Origin of the sequence: Sphingobium sp. CFD-1 (assembly GCF_024611115.1) — a bacterium.
Lineage (GTDB): Bacteria > Pseudomonadota > Alphaproteobacteria > Sphingomonadales > Sphingomonadaceae > Sphingobium > Sphingobium baderi_A.
The window spans coordinates 1,933,568-1,955,230 of the sequence record NZ_CP084398.1; the positions used below are offsets into that span (position 1 = coordinate 1,933,568).

Annotated in this window: 21 protein-coding genes; 4 read left to right on the forward strand and 17 right to left on the reverse strand. The window is 62.8% G+C overall.

From position 1 onward, the window contains the following. Positions 1-219 precede the first annotated feature (219 nt). Positions 220-2,193 (forward strand): DNA topoisomerase IV subunit B, encoded by a 1,974-nt coding sequence (gene parE / locus LDB26_RS09870; RefSeq protein ID WP_062065967.1) that lies wholly within the window; start codon positions 220-222, stop codon positions 2,191-2,193. 56 nt (positions 2,194-2,249) lie between these two features. Then, positions 2,250-3,527 carry a class A beta-lactamase-related serine hydrolase gene (locus LDB26_RS09875; protein WP_257538269.1) on the forward strand — a complete coding sequence of 426 codons (1,278 nt, stop codon included), beginning with the start codon at positions 2,250-2,252 and terminating at the stop codon, positions 3,525-3,527. A gap of 6 nt (positions 3,528-3,533) precedes the next feature. Here LDB26_RS09875 and LDB26_RS09880 read toward each other — a convergent pair whose 3' ends face one another. Genes LDB26_RS09880 through LDB26_RS09910 form a run of 7 tightly spaced genes read right to left on the reverse strand, consistent with a single transcriptional unit; the run spans position 3,534 to position 9,750 of the window. Then, positions 3,534-3,947 carry an SgcJ/EcaC family oxidoreductase gene (locus LDB26_RS09880; protein WP_062065973.1) on the reverse strand — a complete coding sequence of 138 codons (414 nt, stop codon included), beginning with the start codon at positions 3,945-3,947 and terminating at the stop codon, positions 3,534-3,536. 6 nt (positions 3,948-3,953) lie between these two features. Continuing rightward, positions 3,954-4,745, reverse strand: a complete 792-nt coding sequence (locus tag LDB26_RS09885) for a LysR family transcriptional regulator (RefSeq protein ID WP_257538270.1) — start codon at positions 4,743-4,745, stop codon at positions 3,954-3,956. Further along, positions 4,742-5,140: a Co2+/Mg2+ efflux protein ApaG gene (gene apaG, locus LDB26_RS09890; RefSeq protein ID WP_021246777.1), complete on the reverse strand. Its 399-nt coding sequence runs from the start codon at positions 5,138-5,140 to the stop codon at positions 4,742-4,744. Before apaG ends, LDB26_RS09885 begins: the two co-directional genes overlap by 4 nt. 33 nt (positions 5,141-5,173) lie before the next feature. After that, entirely contained in the window at positions 5,174-6,382 is a 1,209-nt protein-coding gene (locus tag LDB26_RS09895; protein WP_257538271.1) for a PLP-dependent aspartate aminotransferase family protein, read from the reverse strand. Positions 6,383-6,392: 10 nt separating this feature from the next. Beyond that, the gene (leuB, locus tag LDB26_RS09900; RefSeq protein ID WP_257538272.1) at positions 6,393-7,439 is read right to left on the reverse strand and encodes a 3-isopropylmalate dehydrogenase; all 1,047 of its coding nucleotides are present in this window, start codon (positions 7,437-7,439) and stop codon (positions 6,393-6,395) included. A 52-nt stretch (positions 7,440-7,491) separates the two neighbouring features. Next, positions 7,492-8,226 carry a DNA repair protein RecO gene (gene recO, locus LDB26_RS09905; protein ID WP_062065983.1) on the reverse strand — a complete coding sequence of 245 codons (735 nt, stop codon included), beginning with the start codon at positions 8,224-8,226 and terminating at the stop codon, positions 7,492-7,494. Between the two features lie 9 nt (positions 8,227-8,235). Further along, positions 8,236-9,750, reverse strand: coding sequence for an acetyl-CoA hydrolase/transferase family protein (locus tag LDB26_RS09910; RefSeq protein WP_257538273.1), 1,515 nt, complete (start codon positions 9,748-9,750; stop codon positions 8,236-8,238). 110 nt (positions 9,751-9,860) lie between these two features. On the opposite strand from LDB26_RS09910, the gene LDB26_RS09915 reads away from it, so the two are divergent. Next, entirely contained in the window at positions 9,861-10,742 is an 882-nt protein-coding gene (locus LDB26_RS09915) for a LysR family transcriptional regulator (protein WP_257538274.1), read from the forward strand. A 70-nt stretch (positions 10,743-10,812) separates the two neighbouring features. Here the strand turns inward: LDB26_RS09915 and uvrC are convergent, their stop codons facing one another. From uvrC to LDB26_RS09960, 9 genes are all read right to left on the reverse strand, one after another. After that, positions 10,813-12,729, reverse strand: a complete 1,917-nt coding sequence (gene uvrC, locus LDB26_RS09920) for an excinuclease ABC subunit UvrC (protein WP_257538275.1) — start codon at positions 12,727-12,729, stop codon at positions 10,813-10,815. 128 nt (positions 12,730-12,857) lie between these two features. After that, entirely contained in the window at positions 12,858-13,469 is a 612-nt protein-coding gene (locus LDB26_RS09925; RefSeq protein WP_373886099.1) for a F0F1 ATP synthase subunit B, read from the reverse strand. Continuing rightward, a complete protein-coding gene (locus tag LDB26_RS09930; protein ID WP_062065994.1) occupies positions 13,462-13,956 on the reverse strand; it encodes an ATPase in 495 nt (164 codons plus the stop codon). Before LDB26_RS09930 ends, LDB26_RS09925 begins: the two co-directional genes overlap by 8 nt. Before the next feature lie 87 nt (positions 13,957-14,043). Then, on the reverse strand, positions 14,044-14,271 hold the full coding sequence (locus LDB26_RS09935; RefSeq protein ID WP_021240110.1) for a F0F1 ATP synthase subunit C: 228 nt from the start codon (positions 14,269-14,271) through the stop codon (positions 14,044-14,046). Positions 14,272-14,323: 52 nt separating this feature from the next. Further along, entirely contained in the window at positions 14,324-15,109 is a 786-nt protein-coding gene (locus LDB26_RS09940) for a F0F1 ATP synthase subunit A (RefSeq protein ID WP_062065997.1), read from the reverse strand. 47 nt (positions 15,110-15,156) lie between these two features. After that, positions 15,157-15,480: an AtpZ/AtpI family protein gene (locus LDB26_RS09945; protein ID WP_062065998.1), complete on the reverse strand. Its 324-nt coding sequence runs from the start codon at positions 15,478-15,480 to the stop codon at positions 15,157-15,159. A gap of 171 nt (positions 15,481-15,651) precedes the next feature. Then, entirely contained in the window at positions 15,652-16,053 is a 402-nt protein-coding gene (locus LDB26_RS09950) for a YdbL family protein (RefSeq protein WP_062066001.1), read from the reverse strand. Beyond that, positions 16,050-16,238 (reverse strand): YnbE family lipoprotein, encoded by a 189-nt coding sequence (locus tag LDB26_RS09955; RefSeq protein ID WP_062066004.1) that lies wholly within the window; start codon positions 16,236-16,238, stop codon positions 16,050-16,052. Before LDB26_RS09955 ends, LDB26_RS09950 begins: the two co-directional genes overlap by 4 nt. Beyond that, positions 16,235-19,456: a YdbH domain-containing protein gene (locus LDB26_RS09960; protein ID WP_257538276.1), complete on the reverse strand. Its 3,222-nt coding sequence runs from the start codon at positions 19,454-19,456 to the stop codon at positions 16,235-16,237. The genes LDB26_RS09955 and LDB26_RS09960 overlap by 4 nt, the downstream gene beginning before the upstream one ends. Before the next feature lie 132 nt (positions 19,457-19,588). On the opposite strand from LDB26_RS09960, the gene radC reads away from it, so the two are divergent. Then, entirely contained in the window at positions 19,589-20,284 is a 696-nt protein-coding gene (radC, locus tag LDB26_RS09965) for a DNA repair protein RadC (protein WP_257538277.1), read from the forward strand. Positions 20,285-20,320: 36 nt separating this feature from the next. On the opposite strand, the gene LDB26_RS09970 is transcribed toward radC, so the two are convergent. Next, complete coding sequence (locus LDB26_RS09970) at positions 20,321-21,643, reverse strand: DEAD/DEAH box helicase (protein WP_062066010.1); 1,323 nt, start codon at positions 21,641-21,643, stop codon at positions 20,321-20,323. Positions 21,644-21,663: the final 20 nt, after the last annotated feature.

Here is a 21,663-nt window from a genome sequence, read left to right on the forward strand (position 1 = left end):
AGGGCTGGTTCCGAACAGGAACCGGCCCTTTTCCTTTGAGGCCGGTGTGGGTGGATATGCAGACTGGCCGCTTTCCATCCTCCGTTCGTCCTGAGTAGCCGCCGAGCCTATCGAAGCGGCATGTCGAAGGACATGGCGCGCATGTGTGAACGCATGCCACCCCTGGCCAAAAATACCACGACGCTTGCGCCAAACCTCCGTGCCCGATAGCTATCTCCCATGTCCGATCTGTTCGCGAACCAGCCCGCATCTTCCTCCGGTTACGACGCCTCCACCATCGAAGTCCTCGAAGGGCTGGAGCCGGTCCGCCGTCGGCCCGGCATGTATATCGGCGGCACGGATGAGCGCGCCCTTCACCACCTCGCCTCCGAAGTGCTCGACAACAGCATGGACGAAGCCGTCGCAGGCCACGCCACCCGGATCGAGGTGACGCTGGAGCCGGGCAACCGCCTCACCATCACCGACAACGGGCGCGGCATCCCGGTCGACCTGCATCCCAAATTCCCCGGCAAATCCGCGCTGGAGGTGATCCTCACCACCCTTCATTCCGGCGGCAAGTTCACCGACAAGGCCTATGCCACGTCCGGCGGCCTGCACGGCGTCGGCATCAGCGTGGTGAACGCGCTCTCCATCGTCACCGTGGTCGAGGTCGCGCTCAACAAGCAACTCTATCGCCAGAGCTTCTCGCAGGGCCTGCCCACCAGCGGCCTCGAAAAGGTCGGCGCGGCCCCCAACCGGCGCGGCACCTCCGTCACCTTCATCCCCGACAGCGAAATCTTCGGCGAACAGAAATTCAAGCCCGCCCGCCTCTACCGCCTCGCCCGGTCAAAGGCCTACCTGTTCGCGGGCGTCGAAATCCGCTGGAAATGCGCGCCGGACCTCATCACCGACGACACCCCGCCCGAAGCCGTGTTCCAGTTCCCCGGCGGCCTTGCCGATCATCTGAAGGAACAGGTCGGCGACCGCGAATGCGCCACCAGCCAGTTCTTTTCCGGCAATCAGGATTTCCCCGAAACCGCGGGCCGCGTCGAATGGGCGGTTGCCTGGCCGCTCTGGTCGGACGGCAGCTATAGCTGGTATTGCAACACCATCCCGACGCCGGACGGCGGCACTCATGAAGCGGGCCTGCGCGCCGCGCTGGTCAAGGGTATCCGCGCCTTCGCCGACCTTGTGGGGCAGAAGAAGGGCAAGGACATCACCGCCGACGATATCATGACGTCATCGGAAATCATGCTCAGCGTCTTCGTCCGCGACCCTCAGTTCCAGAGCCAGACCAAGGACCGCCTGACCTCTCCCGAAGCCGCGCGCCTTGTCGAAAACGCCGTGCGCGACCATTTCGACCATTTCCTGACGGACAATATGGAGCGCGGCAAGGCGCTGCTCGGCTATGTCCTCGACCGCATGGACGAGCGCCTCAAGCGCAAGCAGGAGAAGGAGGTCAAGCGCAAGACCGCGACCTCCGCCCGCAAACTCCGCCTCCCCGGCAAGCTCACCGATTGTTCCACCGATGATCCTGAAGGCACCGAAATCTTCCTGGTGGAAGGCGACAGCGCGGGCGGCTCCGCCAAACAGGCCCGCGACCGCAAGACGCAGGCCATCCTCCCCCTGCGCGGCAAGATCCTGAACGTCGCATCGGCCAACACCGCCAAGATCCTCGCCAATCAGGAAATCGCCGACATGATCCTCGCGCTGGGCTGCGGCACGCGCAAGGATTGCAACCCCGACAATCTCCGCTACGACCGCATCGTCATCATGACCGACGCGGACGTGGACGGCGCGCATATCGCGACCCTGCTCATGACCTTCTTCTTTCAGGAGATGACGGAACTGGTGCGGCGCGGCCATCTCTACCTTGCCCAGCCGCCGCTCTACCGCATCGTCGCGGGCGGCAAGAGCCTCTACGCGAAGGACGACGCCCATCGCGAGGAACTGCTGGCGAAGGAATTCAAGGGCAAGAAGGTGGAAGTCAGCCGCTTCAAGGGCCTGGGTGAAATGAATCCCGGCCAGCTCCGCGAAACCACCATGGACCCCAAAACCCGCAGCCTCATCCGCATCACCCTGCCCGACGATTATGAGGACCGTCAGCAGGTTCGCGATCTGGTCGACCGCCTGATGGGCAACAACCCGGCGCATCGCTTCGCCTTCATTCAGGAAAATGCGGCGGCGGTGGACGAAGAGGCGATCGACGCATAAAATCAATCCGTTACCCGACGCACTCCTGAACGAGCGTCCCAAAACGAGGATATGGCGTGAAACGGTTTGCGATCCTGCTCCTGTTGGCGTTGCTCCCCCTCGCCGCCCGCGCGCAGGTCGCCCCCGCCTATCAGGCCCGCGCGGATCAGTTAATGACGCTGCTCGTCAGCGACGGGGCGGAGAAGGATTTCTTCTCCGATCTCTTCCTCACCGCCGTCCCCGTGGAGCAGTGGCGCGCCCTCACCGCCGACCTGCGCCGCCAATATGGGAGGCCCCTGTCGCTCGGTTCCGTCCGCCAGAACGGCCCCACCGCCGGTCAGGTGGAAATCCGCTACGAACGCGCCACGGTCGGCTTCACCGTGGTCGTTGCGCCGCAGCCGCCCGGCCGGGTCATCGGCCTCCAGATCGTCGGCGCGAGACAGGCCGACGACAACATGATCAAGATCATCAACGACATCGATGCCCTGCCCGGTCAGACCGCCTTCGCCATCGCCCGCCTGACCGGCAGCGGCCCGCAATGGATCGCCAGCCGCGATCCGGACCGGCAGATGGCGACCGGTTCCTCCTTCAAGCTCTACATCCTCGCCGAACTCGCCCGCGCCGTCGAAGCAGGCGATCGTCGCTGGAGCGATGTGATCCCCCTTTCCCACAAGAGCTTTTCCGGCCGCCTCCTCGCCTATCCGGCGAATGCCCCCATGACGCTCCACAGCCTTGCCACGGCCATGATAGCGGAAAGCGACAACAGCGCCGCCGACACGCTGCTCCTCGCGCTCGGCCGGGATAAAATCGACGCCATCCTTCCCCGCACCGGCCATGCAAAAACGAACGCGGCCCTTCCCCTCCTCACCACGGCTGAGGCGTTCGCGCTCAAAATGCCCGCCAATGCCACCCTGCGCCAAAGCTATGCGGGCAGCGCCCCTGATGAGCGCCGCGCCCTGCTCCGCGACAACGCGGCCCGCCTCGACGCCAAAGCGGTGGACATCGGCTCCGTAGCGGAAACACCGGCCCATATAGACAGCCTCGAATGGTTCGCCTCCCCAAAGGATGAGGTCGCCCTGCTCGACTGGCTCCGCCAGCATGGCGGCGACGCCCTCCCCATCATGGCCGTAAATCCCGGCATAGCCCCCGCCGACGCCGCCCGCTGGCGCTATCTCGGTTATAAGGGCGGCTCCGAACCCGGCGTGATGGCGATGAATTTCCTGACGCAGGCACGGGACGGGACATGGTATGCCGTAACCGGATCATGGAACAACCCCGCCGCCCGGCTGGACGAACCCCGCTTCGTCGCCCTGATGACGCGCGCGCTCAATTTGCTGGCTGAAACGTCCCGCTGACGGCCTTCAGCCACGCAGGATCGTCTCCCCCGTCATCGGATTGACGAGCGTCACATTCTCAAGCGCCTGAATCCGCCACTCGCCCGCTCTGCGCGTCGCCACCGCCAGGATCATGGTGTCGATCCGATGCGGCCCCGCCGGATGCGCCTGACCAGCGTTCAGCCGCGACCAGAAGTGCAGGATCGCCGCGTCATCGGAGATCGGATCGACATCCGGCGCATCATTTTCCAGCGTCGAATCGCGATAGATGCTGTCGTGCACCCGCCTGTGGCCCGCGACGATCTGCTCCACGCCGCGCCAATAAGTGCCGAACCTGTTCACAAAGGTCGCGTCGGGATGGAACAACAGGCCAAAGGCATCCATGTCGTGCCCATTCCACGCCATCTGAAAGCGTGCCGGAATATCCGCGGGCTCCTTCATAAAGGCCTACCCCACCAGCGCCTCGACCAGCGCCTTGACCTTCTTCTGCCGCCATTGGGGCAGCGGCGCGATCAGCCAATAGGACAGGGCCGAAACATTACGCTCGCCCACCTGTCGCACGCGCCCGGCGGCAAGGTCCGCCTCCGCCAGCAACAGCGGCACGAAAGCGCGTCCGAAGCCGTTCGCCGCCGCCTCGATCGCCAGGCCGCCATCGGCGACCCGGATCGACGCGGGCTTGTCTCCATGGGGGCAGCCCGGCCATTCGATCCGGCCGGCCGGCCCGCCATCGGCGGCTTCCACCGTCACGAACACCGCCTCGCCCAGCCTGATGCCTTCATGCTCGCCCGGCCCGTCCGCCAGACGCAGCGCAAGGTCCAGATTGGCCTCGGTGAAATCCAGCGCATCATCCGCCGCCACCAGCGCGAATTTAAGGTCGGGCTGGCTCGCCGCATAGGCCGCCAGCCGCTTTTGCAGCCATTTCGCCGTGATGTCGCGTGGCGCTGCGATGGTGAGCGAGGAACTGGACTGGCCCGCCTGAATGGCGCGCACGGCCTCCTCGAACTCCAGGAATCCGGCCCGCAGCGCCTCCAGCCCCGCCTCCGTCTCCGGGGTCAGCTCCAGCCCCTTGGGCGTGCGGCGGAACAGCACGACGCCCAGCATATCCTCCAGCGCGCGGATCTGCTGACCGACCGCCGCCGGCGTCACCGCCAGTTCGTCCGCCGCGCGGGTGAAGGACAGATGCCGTGCCGCCGCATCCAGCACGCGCAGGCCGTTGAGCGGCAAATGCGTGCGCTTCATTCGGCCACCGCGGGCGCAATCAACGCGAAATGGGGAATCGCCGCGTCGAACGTGTGGCCGTCCGCTCCGATCATATGATAATGCCCCTTCATCGAGCCCGTCGGCGTGCCCAGCGGACAGCCCGACACATAATCATAGCTACGGCCCGGCTGCACAACGGGCTGCTCGCCCACCACGCCGTCGCCATCGACCCGATGCTGACCGCCGCGTCCATCCGTGATGACCCAATGCCGCGTCAGGAGCTGGATCGGCTGATCCCCGCCATTTTCGATACGGATATGATAGGCCCAGAACCAGCGCCCCCGATCCGGCTCCGACTGTTCGGGCAGGAAGGTCACGGCCACATGGACCGTGATGTCGCGCGTCGTGGCATGAAAGGGGAAAAGTGCGTTCACAGTTTCACGAATGCGCTCTAATCCCCCGCCGCGTCAACGCCCTATCGCGCGCAAGGCCTGATCGAGATCGGCGATCACGTCGTCGGGGTCTTCCAGACCCACATTCAGGCGCAGCATATCCTCGGTAATGCCGACTTCCAGCCGCGCCTCCTCGGCCATGCCATAATGGGTGGTAGAGGCCGGATGCGTCATCAGCGATCGCGAATCGCCGATATTGTTGCTGATGTCGACCAGTTCCAGCGCGTTGAGCAGGCCATGCGCTTCCTTGCGCCCCCCGCCGGTATAAAGTGAGAAGATCGGCCCCGCCAACTCCATCTGCCGCATCGCCAGTTCATGCTGGGGATGGCTCTCCAGCCCCGGATACAGCACCTTGGGCAGGCGTTCCTCCAGGAACCGCGCGACCTTCAGCGCATTTTCGCTCTGCTTGCGGATACGCAGGTCCAGCGTCTCCAGCCCCTTGAGCACTACCCACGCATTGAACGCGGAGAGCGTCGGCCCGGTGTTGCGGTGAAAGGGCAGCAACGTGTTGAGGATGAAATCCTCCGTGCCGCAGATCGCGCCCGCCAGCACCCGGCCCTGCCCGTCCATCATCTTGGTCGCGCTATAGGCCACCACGTCCGCGCCGAACTCCATCGGCCGCTGCAGCGCGGGCGTGGCGAAGGCGTTATCCACCACCGTCACGATGCCATGCGCCTTCGCGATGTCGCAAATGCCTTTCAGGTCCGCGATGTCCATCGTCGGATTGGCGGGCGTTTCGAAGAAGAACAGCTTGGTATTGGGCCGGATCGCCTTTTCCCACGCCGCATTGTCGCGGGCGTCCACTGTGGTCGTCTCGATCCCGAACCTGGGCAACAGCGTATCGACCAGCCAGCGGCACGATCCGAACAGCGCCTTGCCGCCCACCACATGATCGCCTGCGGAAAGCTGGCACAGCAGCGCCGCCGTCATCGCCGCCATGCCCGAAGCGGTGGCGCGGCACGCCTCCGCCCCTTCGATCAGGGCGATGCGCTTTTCCAGCATTTCGACGGTCGGGTTCTGGAGCCGCGAATAGGTCATGCCCTGCTGCTCGCCCGCGAAGCGCGCCGCTGCATCCTCGGCCCGGTCGTAGCAATAGCCGCTCGTCAGGAACAAGGCTTCGGACGTTTCGCCATATTCCGTGCGCGCGCTACCGCCGCGCACCGCCAGCGTCGCGGGCTTCCAGTTCTTCGTGATGTCCGGGTCCTGCCCGCTCTTGCGCTTCATCGCTCTATCCTCAAGCCAGCGCCGCGAGAACCGCGTCGCCCATCTCCACCGTGCTCATCGTTCCGCCCAGATCGGGGCTGCGCGCCCCGCCGGCCAGAGCCTTCGCCACTGCCGCCTCGATCCGGTCGGCCTCGGCATTCAGCCCCAGCGAATAGCGCAGCATCATCGCGGCGGACAGGACCGTCGCCAACGGATTGGCCTTGCCCTGCCCGGCAATGTCCGGCGCGGAGCCGTGGATCGGCTCATACAGCCCCTGCCCGCTGCCATTCAGCGTCGCGGAAGCCAGCATCCCGATGGACCCCACGCACATGCTCGCCTGATCCGAAAGAATGTCGCCAAACAGATTGCCGGTCACGATCACGTCGAACTGGCCCGGATCGCGCACCATCTGCATCGCGGCATTGTCGACATACATATGGCTCAGCGCCACGTCGGGATAGTCCGCCGAAACCTCGATCACCACGTCGCGCCAGAGCTGGCTCGTCTCCAGCACATTGGCCTTGTCCACCGAGCACAGCTTGCCCCGCCGCGCCCGCGCGGCCTGGAACCCGCTATGGGCGATCCGGCGCACCTCGGCCTCATTATAGGACATGATGTCATAGCCTTCGCGCAGCCCGTCGGCCGTCTTGCGAAAGCCCTTTTCCCCGAAATAGACGTCGCCATTCGTCTCCCGCACGATCAGCAGGTCGATGGCGCCCGCCACTTCGGGTTTCAACGCGGATTCACCCGCCAGCTCAGGAAAGACCTTCGCCGGACGCAGGTTGGAAAACAGCCCCAATTCCTTGCGAAGTCCAAGGATCGCCTGCTCCGGCCGCAAATGCCGCTCCAGCGAGTCGCAGCTCGGATCGCCCACCGCGCCGAACAGGATCGCATCCGCCCGCTTCGCCAGTTCCAGCGTCTCCGGCGGCAGCGGATGCCCGGCGGCCTTGTACGCAGCCCCGCCGACCAGCCCTTCCTCATAGGTCATGCCCTCGATCGCCAGCGCATCCAGCACGCGCTTTGCCTGCACGACGATTTCCGGACCGATACCGTCTCCGGGGAACAGGGCGATCAACATGGGCACAACTCCTGAACTTTTTGTCGCCGCCGCCATATGAAGCCGCCGCCGGTTACGCAACCGCCCTTTTGAGCCTGTCGACCAGCCTTTCCCGCGCGGCCAGCACATCGGCGCGCCGCTCCGTCAACACTGATCGTTCCAGGAAAAAGCCGGTCAGCCGCAGCCCGTCCAATATCTCGGCCCACTCCCCGCTGCCTCCTTCGATCAGGAATGGCGGCAGCGGCAGCAATCTGTCCTCATAGCCCATGGCCGCCGCCCGGCTCACCGCCGCGGCGCTCCGCGGGCTGACAAAGGCCAGATCCTCGCCACCGCCCGTCGCAGCGCAGCGCGTCAGGTCCAGCCCAAAGCCCAGTTCCGCCAGCATCAGCAATTCATACCGGATCAGCGCCACCGCCCATCCCCGCGCCGCCGGAGCCGCCTCCACCGCGCCCAGCACGCCGTCCAGAGCCTGATACAGCGCCGGATAGGGCGTCCCCTCCGGCAGGGCCGCCGCCGTCAGCGCGCAGGCCCAATCAATCGCGGCGGCCGCCAGCGGCTCCGCCAGCAAGGGCGCGCGGCTATGCGCCATCTCCACCGTCAAGCCTGCAAGCTGATCCTCCGTCCGCGCCCGAAACTCCGCCTTCACGGCATTGCCGGGCAACAGCACCGGGCGGATCGCCCGCGACCGCCCGCCTCGCACATAGCCCGCCATCAACCCGTGATCGGGCGTCAACAACCGCGCAATCGCCCCATGCTCCCCATGGGAACGCAAGGCGCAAACGATGGCGGAAGTGACAAGGGCGGGCATAAGCCTCCCTTACGCCTTCATGCTTCCGCTATCCATATAGCGTTGATGCCATGCCAGCGCCTCGCCCGGCAGCATCGGCGACTGCAAGCCATAGGAACCCTGCATCGCCCGCGCGAAATAGTCCTTCAGCATGTCGCGATAATCGGGATGCGCGCATTTCCCGATGACAAGTTCCGCCCGCTGGCGCGGGGCAAGGCCGCGCAGGTCCGCCAGCCCCTGCTCCGTTACGATCACCTGCACATCCTGGTTGATGTGATCGACATGGCTGCAATGCGGCACGACGGCCGAAATCGCGCCGCCCTTGGCCGTTGATGGGGTCATGAACACCGAAATGAAGGCATTGCGCGCAAAATCGCCTGATCCGCCAATGCCGTTCTGGATGCGCGATCCCATCAGATGCGTGGAATTGACGTTGCCGTAAATGTCCGCCTCGATCAGGCCATTCATCGCGATGCAGCCCAGCCGCCGGATCAGTTCGGGATGATTGCTGATCTCCTGCGGGCGCAGGATCATCTTGCCGCGATAACGGGCCATGTCGCCATTCAACCGCGCCGCCGCTTCGGGGCTGAGCGAAAACGCCGTCGCGCTCGCCATACGCAACTTGCCCGCTTCCAGCAGGTCGAGCATCCCGTCCTGTATCACTTCGGTATAGGCGACCATATTTTCGAACGGCGCGTCGATCAGGCCGGTCAGCACCGCATTGGCGATATTGCCGACCCCCGATTGCAGCGGCAGCAGCGATGCGGGCAATCGCCCCATCTTCACCTCATGCCCCAGAAATTCCAGCAAATGCCCGGCGATCGCATGGGCCTTCGCATCGGGCGGAGAGAAGGGGGCATTGCGGTCCGGGGAATCCGTTTCCACCACCGCCAGCACCTTGTCGGGATCGCAGCGGAAATGCGGTTCCCCGATCCGGTCGTCGGCGTGGACCAGCGGGATCGGCACGCGATGCGGCGGCAGCGCCGTGCCGTAATAAATGTCGTGCATCCCCTCCAACGCGGGATTCTGCCAGCGATTGACCTCCAATATGACGCCTTTCGCCCGGTCCAGCCATGTCTTGTTATTGCCGACCGACGCCGAAGGGATCAGCGCGCCGTCCGCCGTGATGCCCGTCACCTCGACCACGGCGATGTCCAGATCGCCCAGGAATCCCTGCCACGCCATCGGCGCCACCTGGCTCAGATGCATGTCGAAATATTGCATCTCGCCCCGGTTGATCCGCTCGCGGGCAATGGGGTCGCTATTATAGGGCAGGCGGAACTCGATCCCGTCCGCCTTGGCCAGCGCGCCGTCCAGTTCCGGCCCGGTGGACGCGCCCGTCCACACCTTCACCCGGAAAGGATCGCCCGCCTCATGCGCCGCATTGATCCGGTCCGCCAGCGCCAGCGGCACTGCCTTGGGATAGCCTGATCCGGTAAAGCCGCTCATGCCCACGGTCATGCCGTTGCCGATCAGGGCGGCGGCTTCCTCCGCGCTGCGCCGCTTGGCGGCGAGGCCGGCATGGGCGATGCGATCCGACGACATGAACATCCTCTCCTTGATGTTGACCCGCTTTTCTTGCGCCTTCCGTCCGCCTTTTCACCGGCGCGGACAATAGGGATTTATCGCACAATATATGTGCGTAATATGCACATATGTCAGACCTCCTGCTCTCCATCCGAACATTCGTCCGTCTTTGCGAGCGGCCCAGCTTTTCCCGCGTCGCGCAGGAAATGCACGCCAGCCATACCACAATCGCGCGCCGCCTGGATCAGGTGGAATCGCATTTCGGCGCCATCCTCTTCCATCGCACCACGCGCCGCCTGATCCCGACGCCCGATGCCGACCGCCTGCTGCCCCACGCCCGCGCCATGCTCGACGCGCTCGAAGGGGCGGAGGAGGATTTCGGCCCCGCGCGCGATCAGCCGCGCGGCATGGTGCGGATCGGCGTCACCACCGCGCTCGGCCTGCATTATGTCGAAAGGCTGGGCGAACTGATGCGGCGTCACCCCGCCCTCCGCATCGACCTTGCCATGACCGACTGGCAGCGCGACATGGTGGAGGATCGTCTTGATCTCGCCCTGCGCGTCGGTCCCATCGCCAGCGACCTGCTGGTCGCGCATCCTTTGGGCAGCCTGCCGCGTCTGCTCGTCGCCCATCCCGCTTATCTCGCCCGGCACGGCGCGCCGCGCTCGGCCGAAGATCTCGCCGCGCATCAGTGCATCGCCTATGCCTATGGCGACACGCCCGCGCGCTGGACCATCGACGGCCACGAACGGATCGTGGGCGGCGCCTTCCGCAGCGACGGCAGCGAAGCGGTCCATCGCGCCACCCTCAGCGGCCTTGGCATCGCTCTCCTCCCCGCCATCCGCGTGGCCGGCGACATCGCCGCCGGACGCCTGACCGCGGTGCTACCCGCCAGCCACATCGCCCCGCTCGACATTTTCGCCGTGCATCCCGCGCACAAGCGCCTGCCCCCGCGCGCCCGCGTCCTGCTCGATTTTCTGAAAGCCCATTTTCCCGGCCCGGCGACATGAAAATCGGCCGCCGCCTGTAGGAATCCCATGGTCCTACAGGCCATCGTCAAAACGCGTTCACTTCTCCATCTCATTCATGGAAATAGTCATAAACCAGCCGCGCCACCACTTTCGAAACCCCCGGCGCGCGCTGCAAATCCTCCAGCGCCGCATCCTTCACCGCCCGCGCCGTGCCAAAGTGCATCAACAACGCCTTCTTCCGCGCCGGACCGATCCCCGGCACATCATCCAGCGAACTGGTGGTAATCGCCTTGCTCCGTTTCTGCCGGTGCGCCCCGATCGCGAAGCGGTGCGCCTCATCCCGTAATCGCTGAAGATAGAACAGCACCGGATGGTTGAGCGGAAAGGTCACCTCCCGCCCATCCGGCAGATGAAACACCTCCCGCCCTTCCCGGCCATGATGCGGCCCCTTGGCGATGCCGATCATGCAGACATCCTCGATGCCCATTTCCTCCAGCATCGCCTGCGCCGCCGACAACTGCCCCTTGCCCCCGTCGATCAGCACAAGGTCCGGCCATTCGCCGCCGTCGCGATCCGGGTCTTCCCGCTGCGCCCGGCCAAAGCGCCGCTCGAACACCTCCCGCATCATCGCAAAATCATCCCCGGGCGCCGTATCGGGATTCTTGATGTTGAACTTGCGATAGGCATTTTTACGGAACCCTTCCGGCCCCGCAACCACCATCGCGCCCAATGCATGACTGCCCTGAATATGGCTGTTGTCGTAGATCTCGATCCGGTCCGGCGCCCCGTCCAACCCAAAGGCGTCAGCCATCTCGTCCAATATCTTGGCCTGCGTCGTCGTCTCCGCCAGCCGTCGGTCCAACGCCTCTGTCGCGTTGCGTTGCGCCTGCTCGATCAGGCGGGTTCGCGATCCCCGCTGCGGCACTTCGATCCGCACCTTAGCGCCGATCCGTTCCGACAGCGCCTGCGCTATCAGTTCACACTCCGCCGGAGCACGATCCGTAAGGACCAATTTCGGCGGCGGCACCTCCTCATAAAACTGCGCCATGAAGCTCGCCAGCACCTCATCCTCCGCCACCTCAGCCGTGTGGACGGGGAAGAAGCTGCGATGTCCCCAATTCTGTCCGCCGCGAATGAAAAAAGCCTGGATGCACATCGCCCCGCCCTTCGTCGCCAGTGCGAAGATGTCGGCATCGCCCAATCCTTCGGCGTTGATCGCCTGACTTCCCTGGATGAAGGTCAACGCCTTCAGCCGATCCCGCAGCACGGCCGCCTGCTCGAAGTCCAGTGCTTCCGACGCCACCTGCATCGCCGCGCCCAGCTTACGCTGCACGGCCGTCGATTTGCCGCCTAGAAAGTCCTGCGCGTCCCGCACCAGTTCAACATAGTCCGTTTCATCGATCCGCCCGACGCAGGGCGCGGAACAACGGCGGATTTGATATAGCAGACATGGCCGCGATCGATTGGCGAAGAAACTGTCGCTGCAAGACCGCAGCAAGAAGAGCTTTTGCAAGGCATTGATCGTCCGCGTCACCGACCCGGCACTGGCGAAAGGCCCATAATAACGCCCCTTATATTTCCGCGCGCCACGATGCTTCTGCACACGCGGAAAGGTATGGTCCTCTCGCAACAGGATGAAAGGAAAACTCTTATCGTCGCGCAGCAGCACATTATAGGGCGGCCGGAAGCGTTTGATGAGTTGCGCTTCCAGCAGCAATGCCTCCGCTTCGCTGTTGGTCGTGACGATCGTCATCGACCGGGTCTGCGCGACCATACGCTGCAGCCGCCGGGGCAGCCGATCAACTTGCGTATAATTGGCGACGCGATTCTTTAACCCTCGCGCCTTGCCGACATACAGCACGTCTCCCCTCGCATCCTGCATCCGATAAACGCCGGGCCTTGCAGGCAAGGTCTTTAACGTATTGCGGATCGCTTCCACGCCGGCGTCAATATCGGGCTGGCTGCCCTTGACTGTAAAGGTCGCTTTGTCTTCGTGAAAACGGTCGGGAGATTGAGGATGCGACATAGTGCTGAGATAGCGAGAGCAGCACAGATCGCAATGGTGTCATCCCACGATAACGAGGCAGACCCATGAAACGGAAAGGGCCGGCACGACCAGCGCCAGCCCTTTCCTTTCGTCCCGAATATGCCCGATCAGGCTACGGGGCCAAGATCCTTGATGGCACCATCGACCAGCGTCTTATCGGCCTTCGCATCATGGCCTTGGGCAATGAGCGTCACCGCAGCACTTGTGGCGGCATTCACTGCCTTGAAACGAATAGCTGCAATGGCAGAGCGTTCGGCCGCGCCGATCTTGTCCTCTGCCATTTTCTGACGACGCACGACCAGCGCAGCGGCGCTGACCTTCGCATCTTCCAGAAGCGTTTCAGCCTCATGTTCCGCAGATTTGCGCATGGCTTCGGCTTCACCAGCCGCCGAGGCCAGCTTCGCTTCATATTCCGCCTTCAACACCTCCGCTTCCGCACGGAGTTTGGATGCTTCCTCAAGCTGCGCCTTGATTTGTGCAATACGGCCATCGAGAGCGCCGCCAATAAGGCTCGGTACCTTCTTCACCAGAAGAAGCACGATGAAGACCAGCATCGCCAGACTGACCCAAGCCGTCGCATCCATGCCGACTGCCTTGGGATCGGTATGAGGCGCGACGCCTTCATGTGCGACGGTGCCGACCGGCTCCATTCCCTCAGAATGAATAGCGTCACCCAAATCAGGCGTTGTTTCGCTATGCTGTACTGCTGCCTCAGCCATGGGCCAGTGCTGCCTTTACTGCGTTACGGGCCGCATCTTCCGACGCATCGACGCCGGAAATGCGAGCCACCATGTCACGCGCCGCGTCGGCGGCAACGGTTTCAATCTGTTCCATGGCTGCATGGGATGCAGCCTGGATGCGAGCCTCCGCGGTGCTGATGAGATTTGCGACTTCAGCATCGGCGGCGGCCAGCTTCCGTTCGGAATCCCTGGCGGCTTCCGCTTTGGCCTTTGCCAGCACGGCCTGAGCAGCAGCGCGGCTTTCAGCATCGCGGATGCGATAATCTGCCTCTGCTTCGTCAGCACGGGCAAAAGCGGCCTTTGCAGCGTCCAGGTCGCCGGAGATCTTCACGTCACGCGCATCCGCCGTGCCCTGCACCTTTGGAACCATGCCAAGGCCGATAACGAAGAAGACAAAGCCGAACGTCAACAGCAGCCAGAATATCTGGGATGAATAGGTTTCGGCGATTTGCGCGATTTGAGGCATTTCGAATCCGTCCGATCAGGCGCGGTCAATTCAAGGCGCGGGCGAAGATGGCTACATTGGCCTCTCCGCCCGCATCCCAAGCGGTTGTCAGGCCACGAACACCAGGATCATGGCGATAACGAACGCCAGCAGACCCAAAAGTTCGGCTGCAGCGAAACCGATGAACAGGCGGCCCTGCTGACCGTCAGCGGCGCCGGGATTGCGTAGCGCGCCTTCGAGGAACGAGGCGAAAACATTGCCCACACCGAGCGAGGCAAGGCCCGCACCGATAGCGGCCAAACCAGCACCGAGCAGCTTCGCGGCTTCTGCGTCCATGTTGTAAACTCCTTTTCTAAACTCTTTTAAGCGTTGAACAAATTCCGAAAAATCAGTGCAGATTCTCAGCGTCGTTGATGTAGACCGAGGTCAACAGCGCGAACACATAGGCTTGGATGACCGCCACCAGCACTTCCAGCGCACTGATGCCGATCATCAGCACGAAGCTCGCCGACCCAACGGTCAGGCCGTAGCCGATCCCCGCGTTCGAGCTGTTGATTACGAACCCCGCCAGAACCTTCAGCAGAACGTGACCCGCCGTCATCGCGACGAACAGTCGCAGCCCCAGGCTGAACGGGCGAACCATGAAGGAAACTAGTTCAATCGGGAAGATGACCGGGATCATCGGCAGCGGCGTGCCGTGTGGCACGAACAGCGAGAAGAAGTGCAGGCCATGCTTCCAGAAGCCGACGATCAGGACGATCGAGAAGCTGAGGATCGCCAGCACGCCGGTCGCGGTGAAATGGCTGGTGAAGGTAAAGGGGTGCAGGCCGAGCAGGCCCAGAGGCAGCAGGCCGAGCAGGTTCGCCAGCAGGATGAACATGAACAGCGAGAAGACATAGGGAATATACTTCTTGCCGCCCTCGCCCACATTGGCGACCAACAGGCTCTTGATGAAGCCGGTCATATATTCGACCGCCATCTGCCAGCGGCCGGGAACCAGTTCACGCTTCATGCCGCCGATGACGAAAATCCACAGCACCACAGCAGCGGCCACCATATAGAGCGCGCTGTTGGTGAAGGCGATGTTGAAACCGCCAATAGACAGGTGATCGGTCCCGAACAGCGGTTCGATTGCAAACTGGTGCATCGGATCGATTTTGCCGGATTCTGCCACTTTGACCCCTGCGTACCTTGCCTTCAAACTAAGACAAAAGCGTCCCTTTATTGATCGGAACGCTTCGTCGTCGTCAATCTGATGATATTCCTGAACGCCACCACGATCCCAAGACCGAGAAACACGAGCAGGAGCCATGGGGACGTATTGAACAGCCAGTCGAGAACCCAACCGATCAATGCGCCGCCGACAAGACCCCCAATCAGCTCTGCGAGAACCCTATTGCCCAGCCGAGACCCATCATCAGGCCGCTGTTCAACTGTCCCCTGTCTGACCTTTTCGGCATGTTCAGCCCGCGCGATCCGCTCCTCCAACGAAGTGATCCGCGCGTCCTCCCCCGCCGGGTCCTGCCCAGGTGTATCCGCAGCCATGGCCTCTCCCTTCGTTCAGACCGAACTCATGAATGAGGCAATGAAGCGTGCGACTGCACCCGTCAAGGCGCGGCCCGTTTAGAAAGGCGTTTCGGGATAGTCAACCGTGCATGGGAAGGAGATGTCGTTCCCCATGCCGCGCAAGGAAATATCGCGCGGTATAGGGCGGAATCAATTTGCCGTGGCGCAATAGGACGGCAGCGCGATAGCACCTGCACCCTTGGTTTGCCACGCACCACCGCCGATGCGATAGGCCTGCCCCGGCTTCACCCGGCTGCTGAGCGTCTGGCAGCCGGTAGCGGCCGCCACATCCTGCACCGTGACGCCACGCTTCCCGGCTAAGTCGGTATAAGCCGCACGGCGCTTGATATTGATCGATTCGACCTCGGCCCGGACATCGGCGCTCACCGAACCGGCGATGCCTAGATAACCATCGGCCTGCTCGCCGACCGTTCCCGCCGTGATCGCCGAGGCGACAGCGCCGGACTGCGCGCGGGCAGGCATATTCATGGCAAGGCCCGTCGCCAATGCGACTACGGCCCCGGCGGCGATCATTGCAATCATGCGTGTCATTGCGGGAACAACTCCGGATTATTCTGAATGAGATCCTGCGCGTCGCGTTGCAGTTTCACCACAACTTCCTGCTGAATCTTCACATTGAGATTGATCTCGATAGGCTTGTCGGGTGCCTTCACCTGAATGCAGCCCCCCAAGGCCAGGCTGGCGATACTCGCCGTTATGATCGTCGCTTTTCTCATTTACGCTCCCTGTCTGGCACAGTGTCGCTTGACGCAGGCTGAACCGCAACCCCTTCACGCATCTTCTGCTGCACTTCCTCGCCGATACTGTTCTGGATCAAGCTGTTGGGATTGGCGAGCGACTGGGCCGTGCCCATCAATCCCCGGAAGGGCGCGGCAATCCGCACGTTGAAGATGAAAGGCAAGCCGATGAAACTCCGGGCAATCCCGCTCGGAGCATCACCCAATTTCCCGCGATTGACGCCATTGAAAACCACGTTCGTCACCATTTCGCCATCCAGCGCGCCATCCATCAATATGGTCAGGCATTTATATTGCAGGTTCTTGAGCGCGTCGAAGGCCATCTTGCCCATTGTCCCGAGTTGCTCGTTTGAAACCGGTCCCACATAGGACAGCACGCCGGATTGGCGTGTGGGATCGCAGGGAATAGTAGGCAACACGCCCTCCGGCATCATCAATTCCGGCATACCTTCCTGCCGAGCGACGAGCACCCCTCCCACCACGCGCCCACCGTTCGCGTTGAAGATAAGCGGCATGATTCCATCGAAAGTCCCCGTAGCCGATACATTCTCCAGTTCCATTGCCTGAATGAATGCGCCTGCATCCAGACCCAAAACACGAAAGGTCATATAGCGATCGACATTCGCGCTGAAATCCATGGTGGTGGGTAACAGCACCAGCCGTCCACCGGCGAAGGGCCATTCCCCTCCCTCGATATGAACGTGCTGGTTGGGTTCCAGCCGATAACGCACCACGCCGTCATGCACTTCGACACCGGGATTGACGGACTTGATCCGCACTTCCTGCCCCGGCGCGCTCACCAGTCCCAAAAGGTCCGTAAACCGCAATTCCCCAGACAAACCCTGCACGGGACCAAAGGCGGCTGCGAGTTCAGCATTGTCCGTACGGAACAGACCGTCGCTGGTCACAGCCGAATCACTCCATCGAATATGCCCTTCGCCGGTCACTGTGGCCGACACGTTTGCAACCACCCCCAGCGCCAGACCGGTCAGATCGTCAGGTTGAAGCCGGGAATCGAAAACTATGCCGGGAACGGAAAGAACCGCCCTGCCCTTTGCGTTGTTAAGATCATGGACAATGTCTGCCCGCGCGACCAAGGCGCCATTGCGGGGCGCGCGCAAATCGCCTGTCGCGGCAATACGCCCCTCCTTCAGCGTCAGGATGAAGTCCGGCACATCCAGGGAATTGAACCGCGGCTGCTGCTCCGCATCCCGCACGGACAAGGCCGCTTTCAAAGTCAGGGCTCCGTCCGCGAAACGCCATTCGCCACGACCATTTTCGACAATGAGCGGAACAGCGCCGATCCGTCCCCCTGCATCCTCGACCCCGCCGGCAAAACCCCGTCCATCCATGCGTCCGTCCAGCTTCACCGCGTCAAGCCGAACCGGTGCATCCTGCGGCCCCACTGCAAAGGCGACATTGGCGAGTTGAAAGCCGGTCTTACCCAGCACGAACCGCGCTTCATCCGCTTTGAGATGCATGGGACTGGCACCGCTGCGCCCATCAAGCGCGACATTACGGACCGACATGCCACCACCAACGCCATGTGCACCAACGGACAGCATGGGGCCGCCCGGCAGGGGGCAGAGCGTTTGCCGTGTCCGGCCAAGCGCGAATCCTCCATAGCGCGCCTCTATCAGAGACAGCGGTACGCAACGGGCGTTGATGGCAAGCGCGCCATTTGATGCCAAAATGCCTTCCACAGGAGCAGACAGACCTTTTATCCCGCCATCCGGCAAAGGTCCGTCGAGTCGCACGACCGTCGAAAATCGCGTCTGTCCCTCCGGTCCAGCCGCGAACCGAACCGGCTCCAATGCCAATGTCGCGCCGTCCGCCGTATAAGGGTCGACAAATAATTGTCCGCCAAAGCCGCCGCTGGACCGTTTTGCGAGCCGCAATGCCGCTCGTGGCAAGCCGCCGCCCTCGGTCGTTACCGCTCCGTCCAACGCCCAATCCACGCCAGCCCCCTGCCCACCTGGCCAAGCAAGCGTGAAGCGCCCATCCTGGGACAAATCGATGCGCGCGCCGCTCCGCGCGGCGAAATGGGTGTCGTTCAGGACCAGACTACCTCCGCTATCGCGCTGGACGATCGCCGTCCGTGCGTGGAGAAGATTGTCCTTGCCGGCATGCTGCAACGCATCGGCCAGACGCCGGACAAGAGGCCCCACAGGCGAACTGGCCGTCGATTCGCGCATGGCGGCCAGGGGATCGCGCGCAGAGGCGTGAATATTCCGCGCCGAAACTTCGCCCTGAAAATCCGCCCCGCGCGCGCCTGCATTCCACACTCCGTCGAGCGACACCCGTTCGGCCTGCGCGGCACCCGCGGAAAAGGCGCGCGCGGCGATACTGGCGCGGCCGCCAGTGTTTTTGGCCGTTCCATCGAAAGTAATCCGGGCCGACGGAGCAGCCAGCACTACTCCATTGGATTTAAGCGCTTCTCCATTGATCCGCGCCGTCCCGCTCCACCGATCCAGCGCCTTGCCAAGCGAAACATCGAGATTGGCTACCGGATGAGCCATGGCCGTGGCCGCGCCCCGACACGCCAATGCCTCGCCCCGCAGCGGCCCCGACAGACGTGGGCGTCCCGCATTCACGCTGATATCGAGCCATGCCGAACCGCCAGCAAGGCCACAATCGGATAACCGCGCACGAGGCATGACAGCGGCAAGCTTGCCGTGGAAACCGGATTGGAGATTGCCTTTCCCGTCGATCCGCATCCCCACCGACCCCGCATCGGTGTCGAACCGGACCCGCGCGTCTGTCAGGGACAATATTATGTCCGGCAGGCTGAACGGTTCGGTAGACGCGGGATCGCGGAATTTATCGAGTTCACCAAGATTGAGCGCGCCGCCGTGCAGCGCTGCGCGCATCCTCACGCCTCCGGCCCGCACAGCCGCCAATTGCGGCGTCACACCAGCAAAGGCGATGTCGACCTCCAGCCATTGCGCGGTGAAATCGGGATCGACCGGATCGCCCAATACAATATTTTCGATCCGCTGGGTACGCAGGCCGACACGCACCAGATCATAGCGCGCCTGAACACCGCGCCGATTCAGTTCCCGGCTGATGAAATTCTCAGCAATCGGCGCGCGTTGCGTCCACAGCGCGGCCAGCACCAGCGCAAGCGATCCCACGCCTACGCCCAGCCAGCGCAACCAGCCTCGGCGAACCTTCATTTCGCCGTCATCTTCTTCCATCCGTCTGGTCAACCCCGGCTCTCGAACAGCTCTTTCTATCCGTGACGCCTGCATAACGTCCCAGACAAACTAAATATCCTTGCCCGGAAAATCCGCAACGCATAGCGTCCCGGCGCATATATGGGGGCGAAGTTGGCGGATATTGAAGGCAAGGTCAGCCATGATGGCGCGGGACATCGCGCCCGGCTGCGTCAGAAATTGGCAAATAGCGGCGGCGACGCACTCCACGACCATGAACTGATCGAATATCTGCTCGCCCTTGCGATCCCCCGCCGCGACACCAAGCCGCTAGCCAAAGCATTGCTGCGGGAATTTAACGGAATAGGTGGGTTGATGGCGGCGGATTGGCAAGCCATCGCGCGCGTGCCCGGCATGGGCGACACAAGCATCGCCGCCATCAAGATCGTGCATGCGACCCTGCTGCGTATGCTTCGCAATGAAGTAGCGGAAAGGCCCGTTCTGGCCAGTTGGCAGGCCCTGCTAGACTATCTGAGGGCGGATATGGCCTATCTGGGCGTGGAGCGCGTGCGCGTATTGCATCTGAACAGCCGTAACATGCTGATCCGCGACGAACATATGGGCGATGGCTCCATCGATCAGGCCGCCATCTATACCCGCGAAGTGATCCGTCGCGCCATCGATCTCGGTTCAGCCGCCCTGATATTGGTCCACAATCACCCCAGCGGATCGCCCGAACCCAGCCGGCAAGATATAGAAGTTACGCGGCAGATCGTCGAAGCCGGCAAGCGGCTCAACATATCGGTTCATGACCACATCATTATCGGATTACATGGGCACAGCAGCATGCGGGCCAAGGGATTGCTGTAAGGAAGGCTGCCCACCGACAGCCTTTCCATCAGAAAATCAGAGATTGAAGCCCACCGACAGGAACTGTGGAACAGGCCCGTTCCATCCTTCGTCTGGCCCTTCGTCCACCGCTTCATGCCGCCGCGGGCGTGCAGGCGCAGGTGCAGGCTTCGGTTCTGCGCGTTGAACGGATTTCCTGTCGCTGACCGGTCGATCCTTCTTTCGGGGCTTTTCCTCTCGCCGATCTTCCTTTTCGGCTTCAACGACAGGCGCTCCGATCGTCTCGATCTTCTGGCCGATCAGCTTCTGGATATTGTCGATCGCCTCCGCATCCTCGGACGTCACGAAAGTATAGGCGACGCCCTTTGCCCCCGCGCGTCCCGTGCGACCGATGCGATGCACATAATCGTCGGGATGCCACGGTGCGTCGAAATTGAAGACATGGCTGACGCCTTTGATATCCAGCCCACGGGCCGCGACGTCGGAAGCGACCAAGATATTCACGTCTCCAGTGCGGAATCGCTCCAGTTCGGCGATGCGGGCCGACTGGTCGATGTCGCCATGGATCTCGCCGGAACGAAAGCCGTGCCGCTGGAGGCTCTTGTTGAGATCCCGCACGGTCGTCTTGCGGTTACAGAAGATGACCGCGCTCGTGACATCCTCCGCGAGCAGCATGTTACGCAACACATCTCGCTTCTTGCGCGAATCCACCTTCACCAAGCGCTGCGTAATATTGGTGCCGGCGGTCGCAGGCCGCGCAACCTCAATCGACTTGGGATTGGACAGGAAACGATCGGCCAGCTTTTTGATCGGCGCGGGCATCGTCGCGGAAAAGAGCAGCGTCTGCCGCTGAGCCGGGAGCTTCGTGCATATTTCCTCAATATCGGGAATAAAGCCCATATCGAGCATCCGGTCAGCCTCATCGATGACCAGCATCGAACAGCCATTGAGCAGAATCTTGCCGCGCTGAAACAAATCCATCAGGCGGCCCGGCGTCGCAATCAGCACGTCGACGCCCTTTTCCAGCGCCTTGACCTGATCGCCCATCTGCACGCCGCCGATCAGCAGCGCCATGGAGAGCTTGTGATACTTCCCGTATTTCTCAAAATTCTCCGCCACCTGCGCCGCCAGTTCGCGCGTCGGCTCCAGGATCAGGCTACGCGGCATCAACGCCCGGGCGCGGCCATGTGCCAGAATGTCGATCATCGGCAGCACGAAGCTTGCTGTCTTGCCGGTGCCTGTCTGGGCTATGCCGATAATGTCCTTCATCATAAGGACAGGCGGAATGGCTTGCGCCTGAATCGGTGTAGGCGTGTCGTAACCAGACTCGGCAACGGCCTTGAGCAATTCGTCGGAAAGGCCGAGATCGGCAAAAGTCATTCAAGAAGTCCGATGCAGGA